This is a genomic window from Erwinia persicina NBRC 102418, assembly GCF_001571305.1.
Classification (GTDB): Bacteria; Pseudomonadota; Gammaproteobacteria; order Enterobacterales; family Enterobacteriaceae; genus Erwinia; species Erwinia persicina.
In genome coordinates, this window is record NZ_BCTN01000008.1 from 190983 (window position 1) to 215511 (window position 24529).

Genomic DNA, 24529 nt, shown 5'->3' on the forward strand with positions numbered 1-24529 from the left:
ACAACGGGCTGTCAGTGCGGTTTCAGCAGCGCCTCGGCATGGCTGACAATGTTTTCCACGGTGAAGCCAAACTCCGGGAACAGCTTCTCGGCCGGGGCCGATTCCCCAAAGCCGGTCATACCGACAATGGCACCGTTCAGGCCAACATACTTATACCAGTAGTCGGCAATCCCCGCTTCCACGGCCACGCGCGCCTGGACGCCGGATGGCAGCACGGATTCGCGGTAGGCGGCATCCTGGGCATCAAACAGATCGGTTGATGGCAGGGAGACGACCCGCACTTTGTGGCCGCTGGCGGTCAGCTTGTCGGCCGCGCCCAGGGTGATTTCCACTTCGGAGCCGGTGGCAATCAGGATCACTTCCGGGGTGCCGTCACTGTCTTTCAGTACGTAGCCGCCGCGTGAAATATTTGCCAGCTGCTCTTTCGTCCGCTCCGGCTGCGCCAGGTTCTGACGCGAGAGGATCAGCGCGGTCGGGCCATGATGACGCTCAACGGCATGTTTCCACGCCACGGCCGTTTCAACCTGATCGCACGGACGCCAGACGCTCATATTGGGCGTGACGCGCAGGCTGGCAATCTGTTCAACCGGCTGGTGCGTCGGGCCATCTTCCCCGAGACCGATGGAGTCATGGGTATAAACCATAATCTGACGCGCCTTCATCAGCGCGGCCATACGTACGGCGTTACGGGCATATTCCACAAACATCAGGAAGGTCGCCGTATAAGGAATAAAGCCACCGTGATGGGCCAGGCCATTGGCAATCGCCGTCATCCCAAATTCGCGCACGCCGTAGTGAATATAGTTACCCGCCTGGTCCTCTTTGATCGACTTCGAGCCAGACCAGATGGTCAGGTTACTCGGGGCCAGGTCAGCAGAGCCGCCCAGGAACTCTTTCAGCAGCGGACCGTAAGCTTCCAGTGCATTCTGCGAGGCCTTACGGCTGGCGATTTTCTGCGGGTTAGCCTGCAGCTTCTCAATGTATTTCTGCGTTTCTGCCTGCCAGTTTTCAGGCATACCACCGGTCATACGGCGGGTATACTCGGCGGCCAGCTCCGGGTGTGCGGCCTGATAGGCGGCAAATTTCTCGTCCCAGGCTTTTTCCGCTTTGGCACCGGCTTCTTTCGCATCCCACTGGGCGTAAATCTCTTTCGGGATCTCAAACGGTGGGTAATTCCAGCCCAGTGCTTTACGGGTCAGCGCCACTTCTTCATCACCCAGCGCCGCGCCGTGGGCTTCTTCTTTCCCGGCTTTGTTCGGTGAGCCGAAGCCAATCACGGTTTTACAGATCAGCAGGGACGGCTTATCCGTCACGCTCTGCGCCTCTTTGATGGCGCTGGCAATCGCATCCGGGTTGTGACCGTCGATGTCGCGGATCACGTGCCAGTGGTAGGATTCAAAACGTTGAGCGGTGTCGTCGGTAAACCAGCCTTCCACTTCGCCATCAATCGAGATGCCGTTGTGATCGTAGAAGCCAATCAGTTTGCCCAGACCCAGCGTTCCCGCCAGTGAGCAGACTTCGTGGGAGATACCTTCCATCAGGCAGCCATCGCCCATAAACACATAGGTGTGGTGATCGACAATCTCATGGCCGGGGCGGTTAAACTGCGCGCCCAGCGTGCGTTCTGCAATGGCCAGTCCGACGGCGTTTGCCAGGCCCTGGCCCAGCGGCCCGGTGGTGGTTTCAACGCCCGGTGTGTAGCCCAGTTCCGGGTGACCAGGGGTTTTTGAATGGAGCTGGCGGAAGTTCTTCAGCTCGGACATCGGCAGATCGTAACCGGAGAGATGCAGCAGGCTGTAGAGCAGCATCGAAGCGTGGCCGTTAGACAGGATAAAACGGTCACGGTCGGCCCAGGCCGGGTTGTTCGGATTGTGATGCAGGAACTCGCGCCACAGGACTTCAGCGATATCGGCCATGCCCATCGGAGCACCGGGGTGGCCAGATTTGGCTTTTTGCACCGCGTCCATACTCAGCGCGCGGATGGCATTTGCCAGTTCTTTACGTGAAGACATTATTTCCTCCAGAATACGTGAGGGCGGATCGACGATCCGCCCGGGGAACAGGGTTGGAAAGCGGGGGAATTACAGGCGCGCGGCCAGCACATCTTCCAGATTCTGCTGGTCAACGGCGAACTGACGGATACCTTCGGCCAGTTTTTCAACGGCCATCGGATCCTGGTTGTGCTCCCAGCGGAATTCCGCTTCAGACAGCGGAGCCGGCTGGTGGAAGGCCTGAGTGGACGGGGTCAGTTTACGCTCAACCGGAGCGTTGCTGGCCTGCAGCTCTTCCAGCAGGTTAGGGGCAATCGTCAGACGGTCGCAGCCTGCCAGCGCCAGGATCTGCTCCGTTTTACGGAAGCTGGCACCCATGATGACCGTGTTGTAGCGGTGCTGTTTGTAGTATTCGTAAATGCTGCGGACCGATTTCACGCCCGGATCTTCATCAACCACGTACGGGTCAAGCGGTTTACGGCTGTTGTACCAGTCGTAAATACGGCCCACGAACGGGGAGATCAGGAACACACCGGCTTCGGCGCAGGCACGGGCCTGAGCGAAGGAGAACAGCAGGGTGAGGTTACACTGGATACCGTTTTTCTCCAGTTCCTCAGCGGCTTTAATGCCCTCCCAGGTGGAGGCCAGCTTGATCAGAATGCGCGAACGGTCAATCCCGTGCTCTTCATACATTCTCACCAGCTTTTCTGCTTTGGTCACACACATCCCGCGATCGAAGGAGAGGCGCGCATCCACTTCGGTGGACACACGGCCCGGCACGCTTTTCAGGATTTCCAGCCCCAGGTTAATTGCCACTTTGTCACTGGCATTGATAATCTGGGTTTCTTTACTGCCGCCCTGTTTTTTGGCGTAGTCGATGGCATCGGTAATCAGATGTTTGTAAGAGTCGAGGCCAGAGGCTTTCAGGATCAGAGACGGGTTGGTTGTGGCATCTTCCGGGTGGTAATTACGGATGGATTCAATATCGCCACTATCAGCCACCACGGTGGTGAATTGTTTCAGTGCGTCTAACTGGTTCATCTAAAGCTCCTTGATAACAATCGGTGATGCAAATTTGACCGTGACGCGTGTGCTGCGGCTGGTTTAACAGGCAATACGCAACAACTCTACCGGACACGGCTGAGTATTCTTAGGCGAAACATTGCATCAGACCTGCGACGATGGGAATGCGTTTTCTCTGATTGTTGCGATGGGTTCGCCCAATGGGCCAGTCTACTGGCAAAAATATCACGACAGTAAAGTGTAGCACTTCATGGCGAACAGGGCGGTGAAGCGAGGTTTCCACCGCACGTCAGGATTACTTTTCGCCGACTTTGTGCTCGTAATAACTGATTTTCTCCACTTTTTCTGTTGACCCACCACCTTCAAATTCAGAGTTTAGCCAGCTGTTGACGATGCTGCGCGCCAGCTCTGGCCCAACAACGCGCGCCCCCAGCGTCATCACCTGTGCATTGTTACTTTTACGGGCACGCTCGGCAGAGTAGGTGTCATGGCACTGTGCCGCGCGGATACCCGGCACTTTATTCGCCACAATCGCCATGCCAATTCCGGTGCCGCAGATCAGGATCCCGCGCTGATGCCTGCCTTCACGAATCGCGTTCGCCACGTTCCAGGCGATATCGGGGTAGGCACAGTCCACGGCACGTGCTGATTCCGCACTGTAATCCGTCGTGGTAAATCCAGCTTGTTGCAGATGGCGGATAAGGGTGTTTTTAAGGTCAATAGCGGCATCATCAGCGCCGATCGCGATCGAAAGCATAGCAGATCTCCAAAAGACAGGTTGGGGGATGAGCCAGGATCGCCTGCGATCCTGGCCCGACCATCGCTAGATTAAGGGAAGACTTACAAATGCACAACAAGTGATCATATGATTTTAATGATTAGCATCATGTTGGGTGACTTTTTTGTTTATTTTGCTCTTTACGAGGTCGGTGTAGGTTATAAAAGCGTCATAAAGTCATTTTATGCGATGGATCACAATTTTAACCCAGGGGTATTGGCTTAATGGATTCTGCTGCGTACTGTTCAATTGTTCTTTTAATGTATAAATGATCAATCAGGGAGAAACGCGCTATGTGCCAAAAGTGTGAAGTTAACAATCGTCGTATAGAGGGCATACCCTCACGTATGAAAGCGGTGGTGGCCTATTCACCCGGCGATTACCGGCTTGAGGAAGTGGAGGTCCCCGTGATTGGACCCGGAGAGATTCTGGTCAAGGTGGAAGCATGCGGTATCTGTGCCGGGGATGTGAAAGCCTGGGAAGGGGCGCCCAGTTTTTGGGGCGACGATAAACAACCGGCTTACATCAAAGCCCCGATGATTCCGGGACATGAATTTATCGGGCATGTGGTCGCTCTGGCGGATGACGTGGAGAAATTTGCGTTAGGAGACAGAGTGATCTCTGAGCAGATTGTACCGTGCTGGGGGTGTCGTTTCTGCCAGCGCGGCCAGTACTGGATGTGTGAAAAACATGACCTGTACGGCTTCCAGAATAATGTTAACGGTGGTATGGCGCAGTACATGAAGTTCACCAGAGAAGCGATCAACTACCACGTTCCTGCGGAGCTGCCGATTGAAGACGCCATTTTAATTGAACCTTATGCTTGCTCTTTTCACGCGGTGCAGCGTGCCAGCATCAAGCTTGGGGATGTTGTCGTACTGGCAGGCGCAGGGACGCTGGGGCTGGGCATGATCGGGGCGATCAAAAAGTCAGGGGCAGCAAAACTGGTGGTGCTGGATCTCTCCGATGACCGACTGGCACTGGCGCAGCGCTTCGGAGCCGATATCGTCATTAACCCAGCGCGGCAAGATGCAGAGAAGATCGTTAAAGAGATGACCGAAGGCTATGGGTGTGACATCTATATCGAAGCGACCGGCGCAGGGAAATCGGTTGAACAGGGCCTGGCGATGATCCGCAAGCTGGGGACCTTTGTCGAGTTCTCCGTCTTTAAAGATCCCGTCAGCATCGACTGGAGCATCATTAGCGACCGTAAGGAGCTGGATGTGCTCGGTTCCCATTTAGGCCCTTACTGCTACCCATTGGTGATTGAAGGCATTCGTGATGGTTCGCTGCCCACCCAGGGTGTCGTCACGCATACCTTACCGCTGGAACGGTTCGCGGAAGGGTTCGACCTGATGAAGCGCGGTGTCGATTCCATCAAAGTGGTACTCAACCCTAATCTCTGAATGTCTTCTTGCGGGTGCGGCTTTCCCGGCGAGTCCGGGCGCACTTCCTGACAGTGATCCCTGGAGGGTCGTATGTTGCAACGAATGATAGACCGCATTGGCCTGTCGCCCAAACTGCTGCTGGGCTATGCCGGCGTGTTGATATTTATGATGGGTGAGGGGCTGGAGCAGGGGTGGCTTTCACCCTACCTGATCGAAAATGGCATGAGCGTACAGCAGTCAGCGTTGCTGTTTAGCGTTTACGGCTTTGCGGCGGCGATTGCCGCCTGGTTTTCTGGCGTGCTGGCTGAAATTTTCACGGCAAAGCGTGTGATGCTGGCCGGGCTGGTCATGTTTATGATCGGTTCTGTGCTGTTCCTCACCTTCGGCCTGCCCAGTCATCACCTGGCGACCATGATCCCTACTTACGCCCTGCGTGGACTGGGCTATCCGCTGTTTGCTTATGGTTTTCTGGTATGGGTTGCCTATGAAGCACCCAAAGAACGTTTGGGTTCTGCGGTCGGTATCTTCTGGTTCGTCTATAGCGGAGGTCTGAGCGTACTCGGGGTGCTTTACTCCAGTATTGCCCTGCCGTATCTCGGTGAGATCCACACGCTATGGAGCGCACTTATTTTTGTGATTCTGGGTGCGATGATTGCGCTGTTTCTCAACCGTGGTGGGGTTTCGCTGGAGGATAAGCGTGAAAAACCCTCGCTGGCTTACGTGCTGAAAGGCATCACCATCGCGTTTGAGAATCCGAAAATCGGTCTGGGTGGGATTGTACGTACCATTAATACCTCGGCTGCCTATGGGTTTGTGGTGTTTATGCCTACCTACATGATGGATTTTGGCTTTACCCGCACCGACTGGTTACACATGTACGCTGTGCTATGGGGCGTGAACATCATTTTCAATCTGCTGTTCGGTATCGTCAGCGACGGTCTGGGCTGGCGTAACGTAGTGATGTGGTTTGGTTGTATTGGCTGCGCGATCACTACCGTACTCTTCTTCTATATGCCGCAGTGGGTCGGCCCCAACTACTGGGCGACAGTGGCGATGGCCGGACTGTTTGGTGCCTGCCTGGCGGCATTTGTGCCGCTATCAGCGCTGATGCCCACCCTGGCCCCTGAAAACAAAGGTGCAGCCATGTCGATCCTCAATCTGGGGGCCGGACTGAGCACGTTTGTGGGCCCTGCCGTCGTCGGGTTATTTATTGGCTCACTGGGCGCGACGGGCGTGATTTGGATCTATACCAGTCTCTACCTGCTGGCGGCAATCCTGATGAAGTTTGTCACGCTGCCCAAAGCCGAAGCGTACTCACCGGCCTCCGGTCAGTTAATTAAACAGAAAGGAGCATCATGATGGATCTGTCATTAAAGGGGAAAGTCGCTCTGATTACCGGTGGTGCCGCGGGGATTGGCCAGGCAATTGCACAGGCATTCTTACACAACGGCGGATGCGTTGCGCTGCTGGATCGTGATGCCCGCGTGCAACAGATCGCTGCTGAAATGGATAGCCAGCGGGCTTTTGGCGTGGCTGTCGACGTCACGGACCGTCAGGCGGTCAATCGGGCTGTGGATGCGGTTGTCAGCCACTTTGGCTCGCTGGATATCGTGGTGAATTGCGCCGGTGTCGCCTTGCTCGGCCCGGCAGAATCGCTGGAGGAGGCGGCGTGGGACCGTACGCTGGAGATCAACCTTAAAGGAACATTCCTGGTATGCCAGGCCGCCGGTCAGCACTTCCTGCGCCAGCGAAGCGGCAATATTATTAATATGGCGTCGCAGGCCAGCGTAGTGGCGCTGCCACAGCATGTCGCCTACTGCGCCAGTAAAGCGGCCGTAGTGGGGCTAACCCAGGTGTTGGCCCTGGAGTGGGGGCCGCACAACATAAATGTTAATGCCATCTCGCCGACGGTCGTACTGACTGAGTTGGGAGCCAAAGCCTGGGCAGGAGAAGCCGGGGAACAGCACAAACAGCAGATCCCCCTGCGCCGCTTTGCTGAGCCCGAACACATTGCGGCAACCGCGCTGTTTCTCGCCAGCCCGGGGGCTGCAATGATGAACGGTGCCAATGTTGTGGTGGATGGTGGTTTCACTGTCTGTTGAGGGCCGGAGGGTTCTCGCTAACAAGGAGTTAAAATGAATCGAATTATTAATAATCCCGATTATGTCGTGGAAGATGCTATCCAGGGGTACTTAAAGGCACATCCGACGGTTTTCCAGACAACGACGAATCCAAGAGTATTAAAACGCCCTCAATGCCCGCAGGCTGGAAAGGTTGGCGTGGTCACCGGCGGAGGCTCGGGCCACGAGCCTGCCTTCCTGGGCTATATGGGTGAGAACATGCTGGATGCTGTTGCCATTGGGGAAGTGTTCTCTTCCCCGACCGCGGGTGCATTTCTTGACGCTTTTAAAGCTGCCGATGGCGGCGCGGGGGTGGCCTGTCTCTATGGCAACTACGCCGGAGACAATATGAACGTCAGGATGGCCATCAAGAAAGCCACTGCTGCCGGTATTGCGGTAAAAACCGTGGTAGCAAACGATGATGTCGCCTCCGCCCCTGCCAGTGAGAAAGATCGCAGGCGCGGCGTGGCGGGTGAAATCCTGATGTGGAAGGTGGGCGCTGCCGCCGCATCGCAGGGTTACGACCTGGAAGGGGTGATAGCCGTCGCGCAAAAAGCGATCGATAACTGCCGTTCTATCGGCGTAGGCTTGAGTTCCTGCACGATACCCGCCGTGGGTAAGCCTAATTTCCACATTGCGCCCGGTACGATGGAAATTGGTATTGGTCACCATGGCGAACCGGGTATTGAGGTTGTGCCGACACAAAGTGCTAAAGAGATGGCTGCGACGATGCTCAATTTTGTGCTGGAAGCCCAGGACGCCGTGGCCGATACCGAGGTGGTCGTGCTGGTTTCCGGTCTGGGAGCGACGCCGGTCATGGAGCTGTATATCTATTATGCTGAGGTCGAAAAACGGCTGGCTGAAAAAGGAATCCGCGTACATCGGGCGCTGGTAGGAAACTACTTTACCTCGCTGGAGATGATGGGCGTGACATTGACAGTGATGACGCTGGATGATGAATTAAAAATGCTGGTTGACTTGCCAACGCAGGCGCCAGGCTTAACGCTGGTGGGATAACGCAATGACGAACATTTCAACACAATGTGGCGGTGTGCTGGTCAATGATCTGGTGACCATTATCCGACAGAATCGGGACTACCTGAGTGAAATTGATGGTGCTATCGGGGATGGTGATCACGGTATCAACATGGCAAAAGGCTTTTCCTTATGCAGTGAGAAATTGGACGATCGGTTGACGCTGGCGCAGGCATTCGACACTCTTTCAGACGCGCTGATGGAGGGAATTGGTGGCTCAATGGGGCCCCTGTACGGCAGTCTGTTCATGGGGATGGCAGACAGCATTCGTGATAAAACGACACTTAGCGCAGAGGATTTTGCCGCGATGCTTCGTGCCGGGTTACACGAACTGCAGGACATCAGCGAGGCAGGCGTGGGCGATAAATGCCTGATGGACAGCCTGATCCCGGCGGTAGAAGCGGCTGAACACACGGCGGCAGACGGCTACCCTCTGATGCTGTCTGCTATTCGCCAGGCGGCGGTTCAGGGACGGGACTCAACCCGGGATATGGTGGCGAAAATTGGACGGGCCAGCCGGTTGGGAGAACGGTCGCGTGGCGTGCTTGATGCCGGAGCCGTTTCCTGCTGTTTGTTGCTGACGCAGATGGCCATTTCTGCAGAACGGGCGTTAAATACGCACACTGCCTAAATAATTGCTCAGAAAAACCTGAGATTGAGCGGCAGTAAATGATGTAAATTGTTGCCTGAGGCGCGATGGTTACCATCGCGCCTGCCACTGAAACCGATGAGAAGAGACGATTGCCCGGATGGAAAAAAACACGCTATCTCAGGACACTGAATTGCTGACGGAAATTGCCGTCGCATACTATCAGGACGAAATCACCCAGGAAGAGATTGCGCGTAAATTTGGTATCTCCCGTATCAAAGTGGGGCGCTTGTTAAAGCGGGCCAAAGAAGAGGGCATCGTTGAAATCAACGTGCGTTATCACCCGGTGTTCAGCACCCGGCTGGAACAACAGCTGCTTGAGCGCTTTCCCTTACAGCGGGCGCTGATTGCGCTTGACCATCATGACGATGATGAACAGCGGCGACAGGTGGCCGCGCTGGTGGCGATGCATCTGTCACAATCGCTGAAGGATAATGCGGTGGTGGCCGTGGGGCAGGGGCGTAACGTTGCGGCTGTCGCTGACCATCCTGGCAGTGTCCCCACGCGCAATTGCCATTTTATCAGCGGGATTGGTGGCACTCATCGTCCCGGGGATGCCATCAATGCCGATCATATCAGTCGCCGTCTGGCGAAGAAGTTTGGCGGTATCAGTGAAACGCTTTATGCCCCGGCCTACGTTGAGAACCGGGCGCTGAAAGAAGCCTTTATGCAAAACGGCACGATCAAAGAGACGCTCGACCGCGCACGCAAGGCCGACGTGGCGCTGGTGGGCATCGGCGATATGAATGAAAACAGCTATATGGTTAAGCTCGGCTGGTTCACCCCCCACGAAATTATCGATGCCAGCCTGAATCAGGGGGTGATTGGTGATGTGGCGGGTTATGACTTCTTTAATGCCCAGGGCCAGCATGTGGATACGGTGATGAACGACCGGGTCATTGGTCTGAGCATCGACGAGCTGCGCAAAATTCCCTGCGTGATAGCCATTGCGTCGGAGAACACCAAAGCCATGGCGCTGCTGGGCGCGTTGCGCACCGGGGCCATTGATATGATTGCCACCACGGCGCAGAACATCCGCACGCTGTTGAGTATGACCAAATAAAGATATGGTGGGCTGACCCTGAATGAAGGTCAGCCCCTGCATTCCAAGCGGGACATGCCTTTTTCCGGTCGCCCCGTGTCGATGAGCCCATCCCGTTTTCTTCCCCAAACTATGCACTCCCTCAAGTTTTTCACCCGTCCGGCCCTCCTATACTGAGCAGTTGTACCCCTACATAAAAAAGGATCCTGCTAATGGACGATCAGTTAAAACAGAGTGCGCTCGATTTTCATCAATTCCCGGTTCCCGGAAAAATTCAGGTTTCCCCTACCAAGCCCCTTGCCACCCAGCGCGATCTGGCGCTGGCCTATTCTCCCGGCGTCGCCGCGCCGTGCCTGGAGATCGCTGCCGATCCTTCGGCAGCTGATAAGTACACCGCCCGCGCCAATCTGGTCGCCGTCATCTCCAACGGGACGGCCGTGCTGGGGCTGGGAAACATCGGTGCGCTGGCCAGTAAACCGGTGATGGAAGGGAAAGGGGTGCTGTTCAAGAAATTTGCCGGTATCGACGTGTTTGATATTGAAGTGGATGAGCTGGATCCGGATAAACTGATCGAGGTGGTCGCGGCGCTGGAGCCGACCTTTGGCGGCATCAACCTGGAGGATATCAAAGCCCCCGAGTGTTTTTATATTGAGAAGAAGCTGCGCGAGCGGATGAATATCCCGGTGTTTCACGACGACCAGCACGGTACCGCGATCATCTGTACCGCCGCCGTGATGAACGGCCTGCGGGTGGTGAAAAAAAGTATTTCCGACGTGCGGCTGGTGGTCTCAGGGGCCGGGGCATCGGCAATCGCCTGCCTCAATCTGCTGGTGGCGCTGGGTATGCAGAAGCACAATATCGTGGTCTGCGACTCTAAAGGGGTGATTTACCAGGGGCGTGAAACGCCGATGGCAGAGACCAAGGCGGCCTATGCGGTGGCTGACAGCGGCAGGCGCACCCTGCTGGAAGTGATTGAAGGAGCGGATATTTTCCTGGGCTGCTCCGGGCCGAAGGTGATGACGCAGGAGATGGTGAAAAGCATGGCGCGCGACCCGCTGATCCTCGCGCTGGCCAACCCGGAGCCGGAAATCCTGCCGCCGCTGGCGAAAGAAGTCCGCCCGGATGCCATTATCTGCACCGGCCGTTCTGACTTCCCTAACCAGGTGAATAACGTGCTGTGCTTCCCGTTTATTTTCCGGGGGGCGCTGGACGTCGGGGCAACCGCCATCAATGAAGAGATGAAGCTGGCGGCGGTGCATGCTATCGCCGAGCTGGCGCTGGCAGAGCAGAGCGATGTGGTAGCCTCGGCCTATGACGATCAGGAGCTGTCGTTTGGCCCGGACTATCTGATCCCCAAACCATTCGACCCGCGTCTGATCGTGCAGATCGCGCCGGCGGTGGCGAAGGCAGCGATGGACTCCGGTGTGGCGCGGCGGCCCATTGCCGACTTTGATGCCTACCGCGAAAAGCTGATGGAGTTCGTCTACAAAACCAATCTGTTTATGAAGCCGGTGTTCTCGCAGGCGCGAAAAGATCCGAAGCGCGTGGTGCTGGCCGAAGGGGAGGAGGCGCGCGTCCTGCACGCCACCCAGGAACTGGTGACGCTGGGGCTGGCAAAACCGATCCTGATCGGCCGCCCGAGCGTTATCGAGATGCGCCTGCAGAAGCTGGGGCTGAAAATTGAGGCCGGTAAAGATTTTGACGTGGTGAATAACGAATCCGATCCCCGTTTTAAAGAATACTGGAACGAGTATTACCAGATCATGAAGCGGCGCGGCGTATCCCCCCAGCAGGCGCAGCGCGATGTGATTGGTAATCCGACCCTGATCGGGGCGATTATGGTTCACCGGGGGGAGGCGGATGCACTGATCTGCGGTACCGTCGGGGATTACCGCCAGCATTACGACATTGTTGAAAAGCTGTTTGGCTTCCGCCCGGATGTCAAAGTGGCCGGCGCGATGAACGCGCTGGAACTGCCGAGCGGCAATACTTTTATTGCCGATACCTACGTTAACGAAGATCCCACGCCGGAACAGCTGGCCGAACTGACGCTGATGGCCGCCGAAACGGTACGTCGTTTTGGTATCGAGCCGAAGGTCGCCTTACTTTCTCACTCCAGCTTTGGCGCATCAGATGCCCCGGCTGCACGCAAAATGCGCGATACGCTGGCGCTGGTCAAAGCACGGGCACCTGACCTGGAAATTGACGGAGAGATGCATGGCGATGCCGCGCTGGTTGAAAGCATCCGCCAGGATTTGATGCCGGACAGCCCGCTAAAAGGGTCGGCAAATATACTGATTATGCCGAACGTGGAAGCCGCACGCATCAGCTACAACCTGCTGCGTGTCTCCTGCTCAGACGGGGTGACGGTCGGGCCGGTACTGATGGGGATGGCGAAGCCGGTACATGTGCTGACCCCCATCTCATCGGTCAGACGCATCGTCAATATGGTCGCGCTGGCAGTCGTAGAGGCACAGACGGCACCGCTGTAAGTCAAAACGCCGGGCAATCTGCCCGGCGTTCTTGTTTAAATCCACGCCTTAACTGGCAGGAAGTCGCGATAAAGTGCGGCTTCCGGGCTGCCTTCTTCCGGGTGATAGTCATATTCCCAGCGCACCAACGGCGGCATCGACATCAGAATCGACTCGGTACGTCCCCCGGTTTGCAGGCCGAACAGCGTGCCGCGATCCCATACCAGATTAAACTCGACGTAGCGGCCCCGACGATACAGCTGGAAGTCGCGCTCACGTTCACCCCAGGTGAGGGTTTTACGGCGCTCAACAATCGGCAGATAAGCGTCGGTAAAGCCGTTTCCTACCGCCTGCATAAAGCGGAAGCTCTGGTCAAAGTCAGGCGTATTCAGGTCGTCAAAGAACAGACCGCCAATGCCACGCTGCTCGTTGCGGTGTTTCAGGTGGAAATAGTCATCACACCATTTTTTATAGCGCGGATAAACATCCTGGCCAAACGGCTGACAGAGATCGGCGGCGGTCTGATGCCAGTGAATGGCATCCTCTTCGAAGCCGTAATACGGCGTCACATCAAAGCCACCGCCGAACCACCACACCGGATCCGCTCCCGGTTTTTCAGCAATAAAGAAACGCACGTTGGCGTGGCTGGTCGGAATGTACGGGTTCTCGGGGTGGATCACCAGCGACACGCCCAGCGCCTCAAAGCTGCGACCGGCCAGCTCGGGACGGTGCGCGGTGGCAGAGGCGGGCATGGCGTCGCCGTGGACATGGGAGAAGTTGACGCCCGCCTGCTCGAACACCCGGCCCTGGCGCAGCACGCGGCTGCGTCCGCCGCCGCCGCCCGGCCGCTCCCAGCTGTCTTCGGCAAACTGGGCTTCGCCATCGGCCTGCGCCAGCTTGCGACAGATGTCATCCTGAAGGTGGAGCAAAAACTGTTTTACCTGGGCGATATCCGGTGCGTTCATAAAAAAATCCTGTGACTAAAAGACGCGGGGATTATATACCCAAAAGAATTCGAGTGGCAGCCAGCGTATCAGCGGCCTGGCGTCTCCCGGTTTTACCCTGTTCATTCAGCCCATACGCCGGGTGGCATCGTACTCGTCAAAAAAGCTGACGATACCGTCGGCAATCGCCCCGGCAATCTTCTGACGAAAAGCCGTGGTGCCGAGCAGTTTTTCTTCGGCGGGGTTGGTAATGAAGGAGGTTTCCACCAGCACTGACGGGATCGAGGGGGATTTCAGCACCGCGAATGCGGCCTGTTCAGTATGCTGGCTGTGCAGATGATGAACCGGACGAATCTGTCCCAGCACGTGTTTGCCGAGGATCAGACTGTTTTTAATGGTATCGGTCTGCACCAGGTCAAACAGCACCTGTTGCAGATAGTGATCCTTAGCCGCCGCCCTGACGCCGCCCACCTCATCGGCCGCATTTTCCCGCTGCGAAAGATAGCGGGCCATGGTGCTGCTGGCGCCACGATTGGACAGAGCAAAGACGGAGGCACCGTTGGCGGTCGGGCTGGTAAAGCCGTCAGCATGCACCGACATAAACAGATCGGCCCCGTGCTGATGGGCAATTTCCACGCGTTCACCCAGCGGAATAAAGTGGTCGCTTTCCCGCGTCAGGCGAACCTCAATACGGGGGTGTTCGCTGAGCAGGTGACGGATGTGCTGAGCAATCTCCAGAACCACATGTTTCTCTTCTGACCCCTCATGACCCACCGCGCCGGAATCAATGCCGCCGTGCCCCGGATCAATCATCACAATACGTTTACCGCTGGCGGGACGTGGCGGCGGGGGACTGGATAGCTTAGGCGGGCTTGAACGGATACGCAGGGTCGCGTCTTCCTCTGCGGCCCGCGCCGGGCCACTGGTCAGCAGCGCAAGTGCCAGGCCGGAAAGCAATAGCTGGCGGCGGGTGGTCAGCGGCGTCAGGTGGGTTAATTTCTTCATGGCAGATCCTGGGGGCAAAAAGTGCTTATTGTTATATCGTAACAACGGGTCGGCGGCGAGGAGGGAACTATTGCAGGCTTTTTCCATGTATTTCAGGACAATAATCCCTCTTCCTGCGTTTTTTTTCTGCCAGGCGGGCGAACGGACTTGCACCCGCAGAAGAATGCGTGATAATCAGCAAATTATGCTTAACCACAGGGCAAACTCCATGGAAATCCGCGCATTCCGGCAAGATGATTTTGAAGAAGTAATGACGCTTTGGGAGCGTTGCGATTTGTTACGGCCATGGAACGATCCCGAAATGGATATCGAGCGCAAGCTGAACCACGATCCGGACCTTTTCATGGTCGCGGTGGTGGGCGGGGAAATCGTCGGCACGCTGATGGGCGGATACGACGGGCATCGCGGGTCGGCCTACTACCTGGGCGTGCATCCTGATTATCAGGGGCGTGGCTTTGCTAATGCACTGATTAATCGCCTGGAGAAAAAACTGATTGCCCGGGGCTGTCCGAAGATCAACGTGATGGTGCGGGAAGAGAACGATGCCGTCATCGGTTTTTACGAAAAGCTGGAGTATGAAACGCAGGACAGCCAGCTGTTAGGCAAGCGCCTGATTGAAGACCGCGAGTACTGAGTGACGACATTGTCCTATTCCCCTGATGATTACGATGCGAAAGGCCAGCTGCGCCTGCCGCTAAGCTTTTGGGCCATCCTGCTGTTGCAGGCCCGCACCTGGGTGCTGTTTGTGATAGCCGGAGCATCGCGGCAGCAGGGTTCAGACCTGCTGGCACTGTTTTACCCGGATAACCACACGTTCTGGCTGGGGCTGGTTTTCGGGATCCCGGCGGCTGTCGGGTTGTTGCTGACCGGCTACCGGCAGCGCCTGCCGCACCTGTGGCAGGCATGGCGCTGGGTACTGGTGCTGACGCTGGTGATCACCCTGATTGCGCAGCTGGTGATGCAGTGGCAGGAGGAGGACCCGACGACAGAGTTGCTGCTGCTGGTGAGCTTTGCGGATGGTCTGGCGCTGATGGCGCTGCTTTTTTATCGCCGGCTGTCAGACTGCTTCGATCCGGCTAAAAATCATTAAATAAAACTTTTTTGCCTGCCGGCACTCCAAGCAGGTAAGCAAGGACCCTGTTCATCCACTGGAGTTGTCATGAAAATTATTCGCCCGGCGCTGTTGATCGCCACATTACTTCTGGCTGGCTGTGCCGGTTCCTCTTCTGAAGCGCCACGCAGCGACTCATCCTCCACCTGGTGGAACCCGATCTCCTGGTCCTGGTCCAGCCTGTCACCGACGCACTGGTTTGGCTCTTCGCTGACCCTCTCCGAGCGTGGTCTGGGTGAAGTCAACAGCACTACCCTGATGCAGCGTGATGTGCTGAACGATGCCCTGGGTAATAATTATCATCTGCGGCAGGGGATGCGTACCACTGACGGGACGATTGAGCACTTCTGGCAGGGCGTGGACAGTGAGAAGCAACAAAAAGTAGAGCTGACAGGGGACACCACCGTTAACCGTATCGAGGTGACGGACAGCGATATCACCACCGAAAACGGCGTCAGGCTCGGCACGAAATTCAGTGAGCTGTACAGTAAAGCCTTTGGCGCCTGTGAGAAAGGTCATGGTGCGGACAGTGACGGTGTGGAGTGTAAAGCCCCTGGCAGCCAGCACATCAGCTTTGTATTCAGCGGTGACTGGCACGGCCCACAGGGTCTGATGCCGTCTGATGACACGCTGAAAGCGTGGACGTTGAGCAAAATGATTTGGCGGCGCTAGCGCGCGGCATGTAAAGACCACAGAAAACATGCGTTTGAACACACTCCTGGCGGTGGGTTGAGGTATCCTGTTCTGAAAAATCGATCGGAACTTACCTGATTGCCAGGAGAATGCAGCATGTCCCCTTTCCAGAGCGGTATTTTATTAGAACACCGCCGTTTTGCTATTTATCTTGAAGCCATGGCCACAGGCGATCTTGCTGCTGTGCGCGACGGCAGCCATCGTTTTCTGCAACAGCTGGAAGTGCTGCAACAGCGCTATCCTGATGCCGGGCTGGGGGCTGTTTTAGCCTTTGGTCAGGCCCTGTGGAATGACCTCTGCCCGGGCCATCGCTGTGCTGAACTGAAGGACTTTCAGCCGCTGGGTAAAGGGATGGCACCGGCCACCCAGCGCGACCTGCTGATCCATATTCAGTCGCTACGCCATGACGTGAACTTCAGCCTGGCGCAGGCCGCCCTGGCGGCGTTTGGCGGTGCCATCCGCATTGTGGAAGAAACCCACGGCTTTCGCTGGACGGAAGATCGCGACCTGAGTGGTTTTGTCGATGGCACAGAAAACCCGCAGGGCGGGCAGCGCGAGACGGTGGCGATTATTGCCAGCGGCGACAATGCCGGAGGAAGTTATGTCTTCAGCCAGCGCTGGCAGCATAATCTGGTGATGTTTAACCGCCTTCCGGTGGCGAAGCAGGAGCAGATAATAGGCCGTACCAAAGAGAGTAATGAAGAGCTGGAAGGCGACGCGCGTCCGGCAACGTCGCATGTGGCGCGTGTCGATCTGAAAGAAGACGGCAGAGGGCTGAAAATTCTGCGCCAGAGCCTGCCCTATGGCACGGCCAGCGGCACCCACGGCCTGTTTTTTCTCGCCTACTGCGCCACGCTGCATAATATTGAACAGCAGTTGTTAAGTATGTTTGGCGAAACCGACGGTAAATTTGATGCCATGCTGCGGTTTACCAAACCGGTCAGCGGCAGTTATTTTTATGCCCCGTCACTGGCGCAGCTTGCCGCACTGTCATTCAGCACCGGGTCGACCTCTGCGTAGGCCGACCACCACGCAGCATCCCGGCAGGGGCGGGCCTTTTTCCTGCCCGCCCCGTGTGCAGGGGAAGCGCCAGCCGTGATGCAGACCTTTCTCCGACGGTTAAGCTTTTTATCCCGCCCGCTGCATATTCAATTCCACATCCTTATAGCGTTTTCTGCTTGCAAAGCACCAAACGGTATATAAAACCGTTACAGCTTTTACCCTGGTTATAAATAAACTGAACAGACTTCAGGCCGGTGAGCCGGTGATTCTCTCAGGGTGCATAATGACGTTACCAACGGTAAAAAAATTCGTATCAGCCTCCGCGCTGGCGTTACTGCTGAGTTCCGGCGCGCAGGCCACTGAGCTGTTAAACAGCTCGTATGACGTCTCGCGCGAGCTGTTTACCGCCCTGAACGCACCGTTTGAACAGCAGTGGGCGCAGCAGCATCCCGGCGACACGCTGACCATTAAGCAGTCGCATGCCGGATCATCGAAACAGGCGCTGGCTATTCTGCAGGGGCTGAAAGCCGACGTGGTGACCTATAACCAGGTGACCGATGTCCAGGTATTGCATGATAAAGGCAAGCTGATCCCGGCCGACTGGCAGCAGCGCCTGCCAAATGCCAGTTCACCGTTCTACTCCACCATGGCGTTCCTGGTGCGCAAGGGTAACCCGAAGAACATCCATGACTGGAGCGATCTGGTACGTGACGATGTGAAACTGATTTTCCCGAATCCCAAAACCTCAGGCAATGCCCGCTATACCTATCTGGCAGCCTGGGGCGCCTTCGACCGCGCCGATGGTAAAGATAAGGCGAAAACGGAACAGCAGATGACGCAGTTTCTGAAAAACGTTGAAGTCTTTGATACCGGCGGGCGCGGGGCCACCACGACGTTTGTCGAGCGCGGCCTGGGCGATGTGCTGATCAGCTTTGAGTCGGAGGTGAACACCATCCGTCAGCAGTACGCCAAAGACGGCTATGAAGTGATCGTGCCAAAAACCAATATCCTGGCCGAGTTTCCGGTGGCCTGGGTGGATAAAAATGTCGCCAGTAACCACACCGAAGAGGCTGCCAAGGCCTATCTGAATTATCTCTATACTCCGGCTGCGCAGCAAATCATCACCCAGTTCTACTATCGGGTAAACAACCCGAAAATGATGGCACAGCAGAAAGATCGTTTTCCTCAGACGGAGCTGTTCCGTGTGGACGATGAGTTTGGCAGCTGGGATCAGGTGATGAAAACCCATTTCGTCAGCGGTGGCGAACTGGATAAGTTGTTAGCGGCGGGGCGGTAGTGATGTTTTCAGCAAGCAGTAAACGTGTTCTGCCCGGGTTTGGTATCAGCCTGGGCAGCAGCCTTTTCTTCACCTGTCTGATTCTGCTGCTGCCGATCAGCGCGCTGCTGATGCAGCTGTCGCAGATGACCCTGGCACAGTACTGGGAGGTGGTCACTAATCCACAGGTTATGGCCGCCTATGAGGTGACGCTGCTGGCGGCAGGGGTGGCCTCTGTCTTTAATGCGGTATTCGGGATGCTGATGGCCTGGATCCTGACGCGTTATCGCTTTCCGGGGCGTACGTTACTTGATGGCCTGATGGACCTGCCGTTTGCACTGCCGACGGCGGTAGCCGGCCTGACGCTGGCGGGTCTGTTCTCGGTGAACGGCTGGTACGGCGAATGGCTGGCCCAGTTTGGCATCAAAGTCTCCTATACCTGGTTGGGTATTGCCGTCGCGATGGCCTTTACCAGCATTCCTTTTGTGGTTCGCACCGTCCAGCCGGTACTGGAAGAGCTGGGGCCGGAATATGAAGAGGCGGCTGAAACCCTGGGGGCAACGCCGTGGCAGAGCTTCCGTCGCGTGATCCTGCCGGAAGTCGGCCCGGCACTGCTGGCCGGAACGGCGCTGTCGTTTACCCGCAGCCTAGGCGAGTTTGGCGCGGTGATTTTTATTGCCGGGAATATTGCCTGGAAGACGGAAGTGACCTCGCTGATGATTTTCGTTCGCCTGCAGGAGTTTGACTATCCGGCGGCCAGTGCGATCGCCTCGGTAATCCTGGCCGCTTCCCTGCTGCTCCTGTTTTCGATAAATACCCTACAGAGCCGCTTTGGCCGTCGTATTGGAGGTCACTAATGGCTGATGTTACCGATTTGCGGGGCAGCGGGCGCGCCCGTGTCCAGTGGGGAAAATGGCTGCTGATTGGCCTCGGTATGCTGATCTCCCTGCTGCTGCTGGTGATCCCCCTGGTGGCGATTTTCACCGCAGCCCTCTCTGAAGGGTTGATGGCCACCTTCGCCAACCTGGGCGATTCAGATATGTTGCACTCCATCTGGCTGACCGTGCTGATCGCGCTGATTACGGTGCCGGTTAACCTGGTGTTTGGTACGTTGCTGGCCTGGCTGGTCACGCGCTTTACCTTTCCCGGGCGTCAGCTGCTGCTGACGCTGTTTGATATTCCTTTCGCCGTGTCGCCGGTGGTGGCGGGCCTGATGTACCTGCTTTTCTGGGGCGTCAACGGGTCTGCCGGGGGCTGGCTGGATGCGCACAATATCCAGTTGATGTTCTCATGGCCGGGAATGGCGATGGTGACCATTTTCGTCACCTGTCCGTTTGTTGTGCGGGAACTGGTGCCGGTGATGTTAAGTCAGGGCAGCCACGAGGATGAAGCCGCCGTTCTGCTGGGGGCGTCGGGCTGGAAGATGTTCTGGCGCGTGACGTTACCCAATATCCGCTGGGCGCTGCTGTACGGCATCGTCCTGACTAATGCGCGCGCCATCGGGGAGTTTGGTGCCGTATCGGTGGTGTCCGGATCGATTCGCGGTGAAACCTATACGCTGCCGTTGCAGGTTGAACTGCTGCATCAGGATTACAACACCGTCGGGGCCTTTACCGCCGCTGCGTTGCTGACCCTGATGGCCATCGTCACGTTGTTTTTAAAGAGTGCAGTGCAGTGGCGGTTAGAAAGCCAGAGCAAGCGTCTGCAACAGGAGGGGAACCATGAGCATTGAAATCAGTCGTATCAATAAATCCTTCGGCAGGACCAAAGTCCTGAACGATATTTCTCTGGATATCCCTTCCGGACAAATGGTCGCGCTGCTGGGGCCATCCGGTTCCGGGAAAACCACGCTGCTGCGTATTATCGCCGGGCTGGAAAACCAGAACAGCGGACGCCTGAGCTTCCACGGTAAGGATGTGAGCCGGGTTCATGCCCGTGACCGTCAGGTGGGATTTGTTTTTCAGCACTATGCGCTGTTCCGCCATATGACCGTTTTCGACAATATTGCCTTTGGCCTGACGGTGCTGCCACGGCGCGAACGCCCCTCTTCCGCCGAGATTAAACAGAAGGTGACGCGCCTGCTGGAGATGGTGCAGCTGGGCCATCTGGCGGGCCGTTTCCCGGCACAGCTTTCCGGTGGACAGAAGCAGCGTGTTGCCCTGGCGCGTGCGCTGGCGGTAGAACCGCAGATCCTGCTGCTGGATGAACCTTTTGGCGCGCTGGATGCTCAGGTGCGAAAAGAGCTGCGCCGCTGGCTGCGTCAGCTGCATGAAGAGTTGAAATTTACCAGCGTGTTTGTCACCCACGATCAGGAAGAGGCGATGGAAGTCGCTGATCGCGTCGTGGTGATGAGCCAGGGGAATATAGAGCAGGTCGGTACCCCGGATGATGTCTGGCGCGATCCGGCCACCCGCTTTGTACTGGAGTTCCTGGGCGAGGTGAACCGCTTTGATGGGGAAGTGCATGGCTCCCAGTTCCACGTCGGTGCCCATCACTGGCCGCTGGGCTATGCCCCGGCGCATCAGGGCGCGGTAGAACTGTTCCTGCGGCCGTGGGAAATTGACGTCAGCCGTCAGAGCAGCCTTGAAACGCCGCTGCCTGCGCAGGTGCTGGAAGTCAGCCCGCGCGGTCACTACTGGCAGCTGGTGGTGGTGCCCGCCGACTGGAGCGGAGAGCCGGTGACGGTGGTGATGGACGGTGACCAGGTGGCACCCATCCGGGGCGAACGTCTGTTCCTGGGTCTGCAACATGCCCGCCTCTACAACGGGACAACGCCATTACGGCCTGTTGCCTTTGCGCAAAGTGCCTGATATTTTTCTCTGATAGTATTTTGCCAACAAGGGGTCGGGTTTTCCGGCCCTTTGCCATTTCATGCCGGGAACCACATCTTGACCACACTCGAAAATACCATCGGCAATACGCCGCTGATCAGGCTGCAGCGTCTGACGCCCGCCAACGGCAGCGAGATCTGGCTGAAGCTGGAAGGCAATAATCCGGCCGGCTCGGTGAAAGATCGCGCAGCGCTGTCGATGATCCAGCAGGCAGAGCTGCGCGGGGAAATTCACCCCGGCGACGTGTTGATCGAAGCGACCAGCGGTAACACGGGTATTGCGCTGGCGATGATCGCCGCCATGAAGGGTTATGTCTTAAAACTGCTGATGCCGGACAATATGAGCATTGAGCGGCAGGCTGCCATGCGTGCCTACGGGGCAGAGCTGATCCTGGTGAGCCGCGAGCAGGGAATGGAAGGGGCGCGCGACCTGGCGAAGGAGATGGCGGCACGGGGTGAGGGAAAAGTGCTGGATCAGTTCAATAACCCGGATAATCCGCTGGGGCATTATCTGACCACCGGACCGGAGATCTGGCAACAGACGGCAGGGCGCCTGACCCATTTCGTTTCCAGCATGGGTACCACGGGCACCATTACTGGCGTCGGGCACTACCTGAAAGAACAGGATCAGACGATAAAGATTGTCGGTCTGCAGCCTTCAGAAGGCAGCAGCATCCCCGGTATTCGTCGCTGGCCAGCGGCCTATCTGCCGGGTATTTTCCGTCCGGAGTTGGTGGATCAGGTGATGGATATGTCCCAGCAGGACGCAGAGCAGACTATGCGGCAGCTCGCACGGCGCGAAGGGATCTTCTGTGGCGTCAGCTCCGGTGGTGCCGTAGCAGGTGCGCTGCGCATCGCTGAAGCGCATCCCGGCAGCATTATTGTGGCCATCGTCTGCGATCGTGGCGATCGCTATCTCTCCACCGGCGTCTACTGATCCCCCTTATCTGTTTCAGCGGTGGAACCTTCTGCCGCTGACCCTCTCTAATCCGCCCTGACACTTTCCCCCGTCGTTGAGTAGACTGTAAGGATTGGGTAAAAGCGGCTGCGAAGTCGTCCGGAACAGGCGAAAATAGCGGCAATACCATTGAGAGATCCTGTATGAAAATTTTACTGGTCGATGACGACCTCGAACTGGGCACCATGCTCAGTGAGTACCTGATTGCCGAAGGCTTTGATGCTTCACTGGTGTTAACGGGGAAGGCGGGGGTAGAAGGGGCGCTCTCCGGCGGCTACAGCGCGATGATCCTTGATATTATGCTGCCCGACATGAGCGGCATCGATGTGCTGCGTCAGGTGCGCCAGCAGGGGCGCCTGCCGGTCATCATGCTGACGGCGAAGGGCGATAATATCGACCGGGTCATCGGACTGGAAATGGGGGCCGATGATTATATGCCTAAGCCCTGCTACCCGCGAGAGCTGGTGGCGCGGCTGCGTGCAGTGCTGCGGCGCGTGGAAGAGCAACCGGTGGTGGCGGAGAATAATGCGGTCGTAAGCTGGGGGGCGCTGACGCTGAACCCGGCCACTCGCGTTAGTGAATGGCAGAAAACACCGTTTGACCTGACCGCTTCTGAGTTTAACCTGCTGGATCTGTTGCTGCGTTCGCCTGACCGCGTGGTGTCGAAAGATGAACTGTCGGAGAAAGGCCTCGGGCGGCCACGTGAAGCCTACGATCGCAGTGTCGACGTGCATATCAGTAATATTCGCCAGAAACTGGCGGCACTGACGCACGAGACCATCACTATCGAAACGGTACGCAGCATTGGTTACCGTATCCGATGAAAACCGGGTTTCGTGGGTTTCTTTTCTGGAAAATTCTGCTGGGTTTCTGGCTGACCTATATTGCGATTACCCAGCTGCTCTGGTTGGGTTTTAGCCTGTATGGCAAACACCATGAGCCCCCTGAAAACAGGGCGACAAAACGCATTGTCAACCTGCAGATGGCCTCGGCGGTATCGGTACTGCAGCGCGGCGGGCTGGAAGCACTGAACGATATGATGGTGGACTGGCCCCCCAGCGATCGGCGTTTTTTTTCCGTCAGGCAGGTGACCCGCCCGCCTCAGAAAGTGGAGCCTCGTGATGATTTAAATCGCGATCTCGCGCCCGGTGCGTTCCCAAAAGAAGTGACAGAATGGGTGACCGGTGCCGATGGCCGCCATTATCAGTTGCAATACGATGTGGCCGGTCTGCGTGCTGACAGCAGGATGGAGGGTCATCCGCGAAGTATTCTCAATATGCCGGAACCTCTCTTTATCGTCGGAGCGGTGTGCGGGCTACTCTTCAGCCTGTTCCTTGCCTGGAATCTGACGCGCCCGATGCGCCAGTTGCGTGCCGGTTTTGCCCGGGTATCTAAAGGGGATCTTTCTGTCCGTTTATTCCCTCAGTTGCGCCGCCGGCATGATGAGTTTTCCATGGTGGCGCGGGATTTCGATGCCATGGTAGAACGCCTCTCGGTGCTGGTGAAAGCGCGTGAAGAGCTGCTCCATGATGTGTCCCACGAGCTGCGGTCCCCGCTTGCACGCCTGCAGCTGGCGACGGGGCTGGCACGTCAGACGCCAGAGTCTGTTGGCGCCTCGCTTGACCGCATTGATGAGGAGGCGCGTCGCCTCGATAAGATGATCGGCGAATTACTCACCTTATCGCGGGCCGAGCATCAGGCTCTGCCGGATGAGCAGTATTTCGATCTGCTGGGACTGCTGAAGGCCGTTGTCAATGATGCGCGTTACGAAGCTCAGGTTCCCGGAGTGGAGATCGTGCTTAACGCCGATGAACAGCAGGATTACACTGTGAAGGGGGAGGCGAACCTGATCCGTTCTGCCGTGGAAAACGTTATACGCAACGCGCTGCGCTTTTCCGTTCTTGGTCAACAGGTCGTTATCAGCCTGCGTCAGGAGCAGGGCTGGCTGGTGATCGGCGTGCGTGATTTTGGTCCCGGGGTGGAAGCTGACAAGCTTTCCAGTATTTTTGATCCCTTTGTCCGCGTTAATTCGCCCCTGTCGGGTAAAGGCTATGGGCTGGGTTTGTCCATCGTGCGTAAAGTGGTGATTGCCCATCAGGGGGAGGTCAGTGCAGCTAATGCGCGCGATGGTGGGCTGGAACTCACCCTCCGTTTACCCCATTGGGTGGTGTAAATTCCAGCATTAGCGGTTGGGTAATTAATTGAGGTAAGAG

At 56.9% G+C, this 24529-nt stretch carries 23 protein-coding genes; 18 read left to right on the forward strand and 5 right to left on the reverse strand.

Annotation, left to right across the window (positions count from 1 at the left end):
* Positions 1-11: 11 nt before the first annotated feature.
* The 3 genes from tkt to rpiB form a co-directional block, all read right to left on the reverse strand.
* Positions 12-2012, reverse strand: a complete 2001-nt coding sequence (gene tkt / locus EPE01S_RS11100) for a transketolase (protein ID WP_062744850.1) — start codon at positions 2010-2012, stop codon at positions 12-14.
* Between the two features lie 69 nt (positions 2013-2081).
* Entirely contained in the window at positions 2082-3032 is a 951-nt protein-coding gene (tal, locus tag EPE01S_RS11105; RefSeq protein ID WP_062744852.1) for a transaldolase, read from the reverse strand.
* A 277-nt stretch (positions 3033-3309) separates the two neighbouring features.
* Positions 3310-3771: a ribose 5-phosphate isomerase B gene (gene rpiB, locus EPE01S_RS11110; protein ID WP_062744855.1), complete on the reverse strand. Its 462-nt coding sequence runs from the start codon at positions 3769-3771 to the stop codon at positions 3310-3312.
* Positions 3772-4085: 314 nt separating this feature from the next.
* Here rpiB and EPE01S_RS11115 point away from each other — a divergent pair, with 314 nt between their 5' ends.
* From EPE01S_RS11115 to maeB, 7 genes are all read left to right on the forward strand, one after another.
* Positions 4086-5198 (forward strand): MDR/zinc-dependent alcohol dehydrogenase-like family protein, encoded by a 1113-nt coding sequence (locus EPE01S_RS11115; protein ID WP_062744857.1) that lies wholly within the window; start codon positions 4086-4088, stop codon positions 5196-5198.
* 72 nt (positions 5199-5270) lie between these two features.
* A complete protein-coding gene (locus EPE01S_RS11120; RefSeq protein WP_062744859.1) occupies positions 5271-6539 on the forward strand; it encodes an MFS transporter in 1269 nt (422 codons plus the stop codon).
* Positions 6536-7282, forward strand: coding sequence for an SDR family oxidoreductase (locus tag EPE01S_RS11125; RefSeq protein WP_062744861.1), 747 nt, complete (start codon positions 6536-6538; stop codon positions 7280-7282). Before EPE01S_RS11120 ends, EPE01S_RS11125 begins: the two co-directional genes overlap by 4 nt.
* 33 nt (positions 7283-7315) lie before the next feature.
* Positions 7316-8317 carry a dihydroxyacetone kinase subunit DhaK gene (locus tag EPE01S_RS11130; RefSeq protein WP_062744863.1) on the forward strand — a complete coding sequence of 334 codons (1002 nt, stop codon included), beginning with the start codon at positions 7316-7318 and terminating at the stop codon, positions 8315-8317.
* Between the two features lie 4 nt (positions 8318-8321).
* The gene (gene dhaL, locus EPE01S_RS11135; RefSeq protein WP_062744864.1) at positions 8322-8966 is read left to right on the forward strand and encodes a dihydroxyacetone kinase subunit DhaL; all 645 of its coding nucleotides are present in this window, start codon (positions 8322-8324) and stop codon (positions 8964-8966) included.
* A 118-nt stretch (positions 8967-9084) separates the two neighbouring features.
* The gene (locus EPE01S_RS11140) at positions 9085-10047 is read left to right on the forward strand and encodes a sugar-binding transcriptional regulator (protein WP_062744866.1); all 963 of its coding nucleotides are present in this window, start codon (positions 9085-9087) and stop codon (positions 10045-10047) included.
* Positions 10048-10238: 191 nt separating this feature from the next.
* Positions 10239-12518: an NADP-dependent oxaloacetate-decarboxylating malate dehydrogenase gene (gene maeB, locus EPE01S_RS11145; RefSeq protein WP_062744868.1), complete on the forward strand. Its 2280-nt coding sequence runs from the start codon at positions 10239-10241 to the stop codon at positions 12516-12518.
* A 35-nt stretch (positions 12519-12553) separates the two neighbouring features.
* On the opposite strand, the gene hemF is transcribed toward maeB, so the two are convergent.
* Positions 12554-13462, reverse strand: coding sequence for an oxygen-dependent coproporphyrinogen oxidase (gene hemF / locus EPE01S_RS11150; protein ID WP_062744869.1), 909 nt, complete (start codon positions 13460-13462; stop codon positions 12554-12556).
* Between the two features lie 105 nt (positions 13463-13567).
* On the reverse strand, positions 13568-14446 hold the full coding sequence (gene amiA, locus EPE01S_RS11155) for an N-acetylmuramoyl-L-alanine amidase AmiA (RefSeq protein ID WP_062744871.1): 879 nt from the start codon (positions 14444-14446) through the stop codon (positions 13568-13570).
* 208 nt (positions 14447-14654) lie between these two features.
* Here amiA and EPE01S_RS11160 point away from each other — a divergent pair, with 208 nt between their 5' ends.
* The 11 genes from EPE01S_RS11160 to EPE01S_RS11210 all read left to right on the forward strand — a co-directional run bounded on the left by EPE01S_RS11160 (position 14655) and on the right by EPE01S_RS11210 (position 24489).
* Entirely contained in the window at positions 14655-15080 is a 426-nt protein-coding gene (locus tag EPE01S_RS11160; protein ID WP_062744949.1) for a GNAT family acetyltransferase, read from the forward strand.
* Positions 15081-15536 carry a DUF2919 domain-containing protein gene (locus EPE01S_RS11165; RefSeq protein ID WP_062744873.1) on the forward strand — a complete coding sequence of 152 codons (456 nt, stop codon included), beginning with the start codon at positions 15081-15083 and terminating at the stop codon, positions 15534-15536.
* A 69-nt stretch (positions 15537-15605) separates the two neighbouring features.
* Positions 15606-16229 carry an RpoE-regulated lipoprotein gene (locus EPE01S_RS11170; RefSeq protein WP_062744875.1) on the forward strand — a complete coding sequence of 208 codons (624 nt, stop codon included), beginning with the start codon at positions 15606-15608 and terminating at the stop codon, positions 16227-16229.
* A gap of 117 nt (positions 16230-16346) precedes the next feature.
* A complete protein-coding gene (locus tag EPE01S_RS11175; protein ID WP_062744878.1) occupies positions 16347-17270 on the forward strand; it encodes a Dyp-type peroxidase in 924 nt (307 codons plus the stop codon).
* A 265-nt stretch (positions 17271-17535) separates the two neighbouring features.
* On the forward strand, positions 17536-18549 hold the full coding sequence (locus tag EPE01S_RS11180) for a sulfate ABC transporter substrate-binding protein (protein ID WP_062744881.1): 1014 nt from the start codon (positions 17536-17538) through the stop codon (positions 18547-18549).
* A gap of 2 nt (positions 18550-18551) precedes the next feature.
* Positions 18552-19385: a sulfate/thiosulfate ABC transporter permease CysT gene (gene cysT / locus EPE01S_RS11185; RefSeq protein WP_062744883.1), complete on the forward strand. Its 834-nt coding sequence runs from the start codon at positions 18552-18554 to the stop codon at positions 19383-19385.
* On the forward strand, positions 19385-20260 hold the full coding sequence (gene cysW, locus EPE01S_RS11190; RefSeq protein WP_062744886.1) for a sulfate/thiosulfate ABC transporter permease CysW: 876 nt from the start codon (positions 19385-19387) through the stop codon (positions 20258-20260). Before cysT ends, cysW begins: the two co-directional genes overlap by 1 nt.
* Positions 20250-21338: a sulfate/thiosulfate ABC transporter ATP-binding protein CysA gene (cysA, locus tag EPE01S_RS11195; protein WP_062744889.1), complete on the forward strand. Its 1089-nt coding sequence runs from the start codon at positions 20250-20252 to the stop codon at positions 21336-21338. The genes cysW and cysA overlap by 11 nt, the downstream gene beginning before the upstream one ends.
* A gap of 78 nt (positions 21339-21416) precedes the next feature.
* On the forward strand, positions 21417-22295 hold the full coding sequence (cysM, locus tag EPE01S_RS11200; protein ID WP_062744891.1) for a cysteine synthase CysM: 879 nt from the start codon (positions 21417-21419) through the stop codon (positions 22293-22295).
* A gap of 164 nt (positions 22296-22459) precedes the next feature.
* Complete coding sequence (locus tag EPE01S_RS11205) at positions 22460-23140, forward strand: response regulator transcription factor (RefSeq protein WP_062744893.1); 681 nt, start codon at positions 22460-22462, stop codon at positions 23138-23140.
* A complete protein-coding gene (locus EPE01S_RS11210; RefSeq protein ID WP_062744895.1) occupies positions 23137-24489 on the forward strand; it encodes an ATP-binding protein in 1353 nt (450 codons plus the stop codon). The genes EPE01S_RS11205 and EPE01S_RS11210 overlap by 4 nt, the downstream gene beginning before the upstream one ends.
* Positions 24490-24529 lie beyond the last annotated feature (40 nt).

Coding starts and splice junctions, on each gene's coding strand:
- tkt (WP_062744850.1), bottom strand. CDS start 2,012: ATGTCTTCACGTAAAGAACTGGCAAATGCCATCCGCGCGCTGAGTATG.
- tal (WP_062744852.1), bottom strand. CDS start 3,032: ATGAACCAGTTAGACGCACTGAAACAATTCACCACCGTGGTGGCTGAT.
- rpiB (WP_062744855.1), bottom strand. CDS start 3,771: ATGCTTTCGATCGCGATCGGCGCTGATGATGCCGCTATTGACCTTAAA.
- EPE01S_RS11115 (WP_062744857.1), top strand. CDS start 4,086: ATGTGCCAAAAGTGTGAAGTTAACAATCGTCGTATAGAGGGCATACCC.
- EPE01S_RS11120 (WP_062744859.1), top strand. CDS start 5,271: ATGTTGCAACGAATGATAGACCGCATTGGCCTGTCGCCCAAACTGCTG.
- EPE01S_RS11125 (WP_062744861.1), top strand. CDS start 6,536: ATGATGGATCTGTCATTAAAGGGGAAAGTCGCTCTGATTACCGGTGGT.
- EPE01S_RS11130 (WP_062744863.1), top strand. CDS start 7,316: ATGAATCGAATTATTAATAATCCCGATTATGTCGTGGAAGATGCTATC.
- dhaL (WP_062744864.1), top strand. CDS start 8,322: ATGACGAACATTTCAACACAATGTGGCGGTGTGCTGGTCAATGATCTG.
- EPE01S_RS11140 (WP_062744866.1), top strand. CDS start 9,085: ATGGAAAAAAACACGCTATCTCAGGACACTGAATTGCTGACGGAAATT.
- maeB (WP_062744868.1), top strand. CDS start 10,239: ATGGACGATCAGTTAAAACAGAGTGCGCTCGATTTTCATCAATTCCCG.
- hemF (WP_062744869.1), bottom strand. CDS start 13,462: ATGAACGCACCGGATATCGCCCAGGTAAAACAGTTTTTGCTCCACCTT.
- amiA (WP_062744871.1), bottom strand. CDS start 14,446: ATGAAGAAATTAACCCACCTGACGCCGCTGACCACCCGCCGCCAGCTA.
- EPE01S_RS11160 (WP_062744949.1), top strand. CDS start 14,655: ATGGAAATCCGCGCATTCCGGCAAGATGATTTTGAAGAAGTAATGACG.
- EPE01S_RS11170 (WP_062744875.1), top strand. CDS start 15,606: ATGAAAATTATTCGCCCGGCGCTGTTGATCGCCACATTACTTCTGGCT.
- EPE01S_RS11175 (WP_062744878.1), top strand. CDS start 16,347: ATGTCCCCTTTCCAGAGCGGTATTTTATTAGAACACCGCCGTTTTGCT.
- EPE01S_RS11180 (WP_062744881.1), top strand. CDS start 17,536: ATGACGTTACCAACGGTAAAAAAATTCGTATCAGCCTCCGCGCTGGCG.
- cysT (WP_062744883.1), top strand. CDS start 18,552: ATGTTTTCAGCAAGCAGTAAACGTGTTCTGCCCGGGTTTGGTATCAGC.
- cysW (WP_062744886.1), top strand. CDS start 19,385: ATGGCTGATGTTACCGATTTGCGGGGCAGCGGGCGCGCCCGTGTCCAG.
- cysA (WP_062744889.1), top strand. CDS start 20,250: ATGAGCATTGAAATCAGTCGTATCAATAAATCCTTCGGCAGGACCAAA.
- EPE01S_RS11205 (WP_062744893.1), top strand. CDS start 22,460: ATGAAAATTTTACTGGTCGATGACGACCTCGAACTGGGCACCATGCTC.
- EPE01S_RS11210 (WP_062744895.1), top strand. CDS start 23,137: ATGAAAACCGGGTTTCGTGGGTTTCTTTTCTGGAAAATTCTGCTGGGT.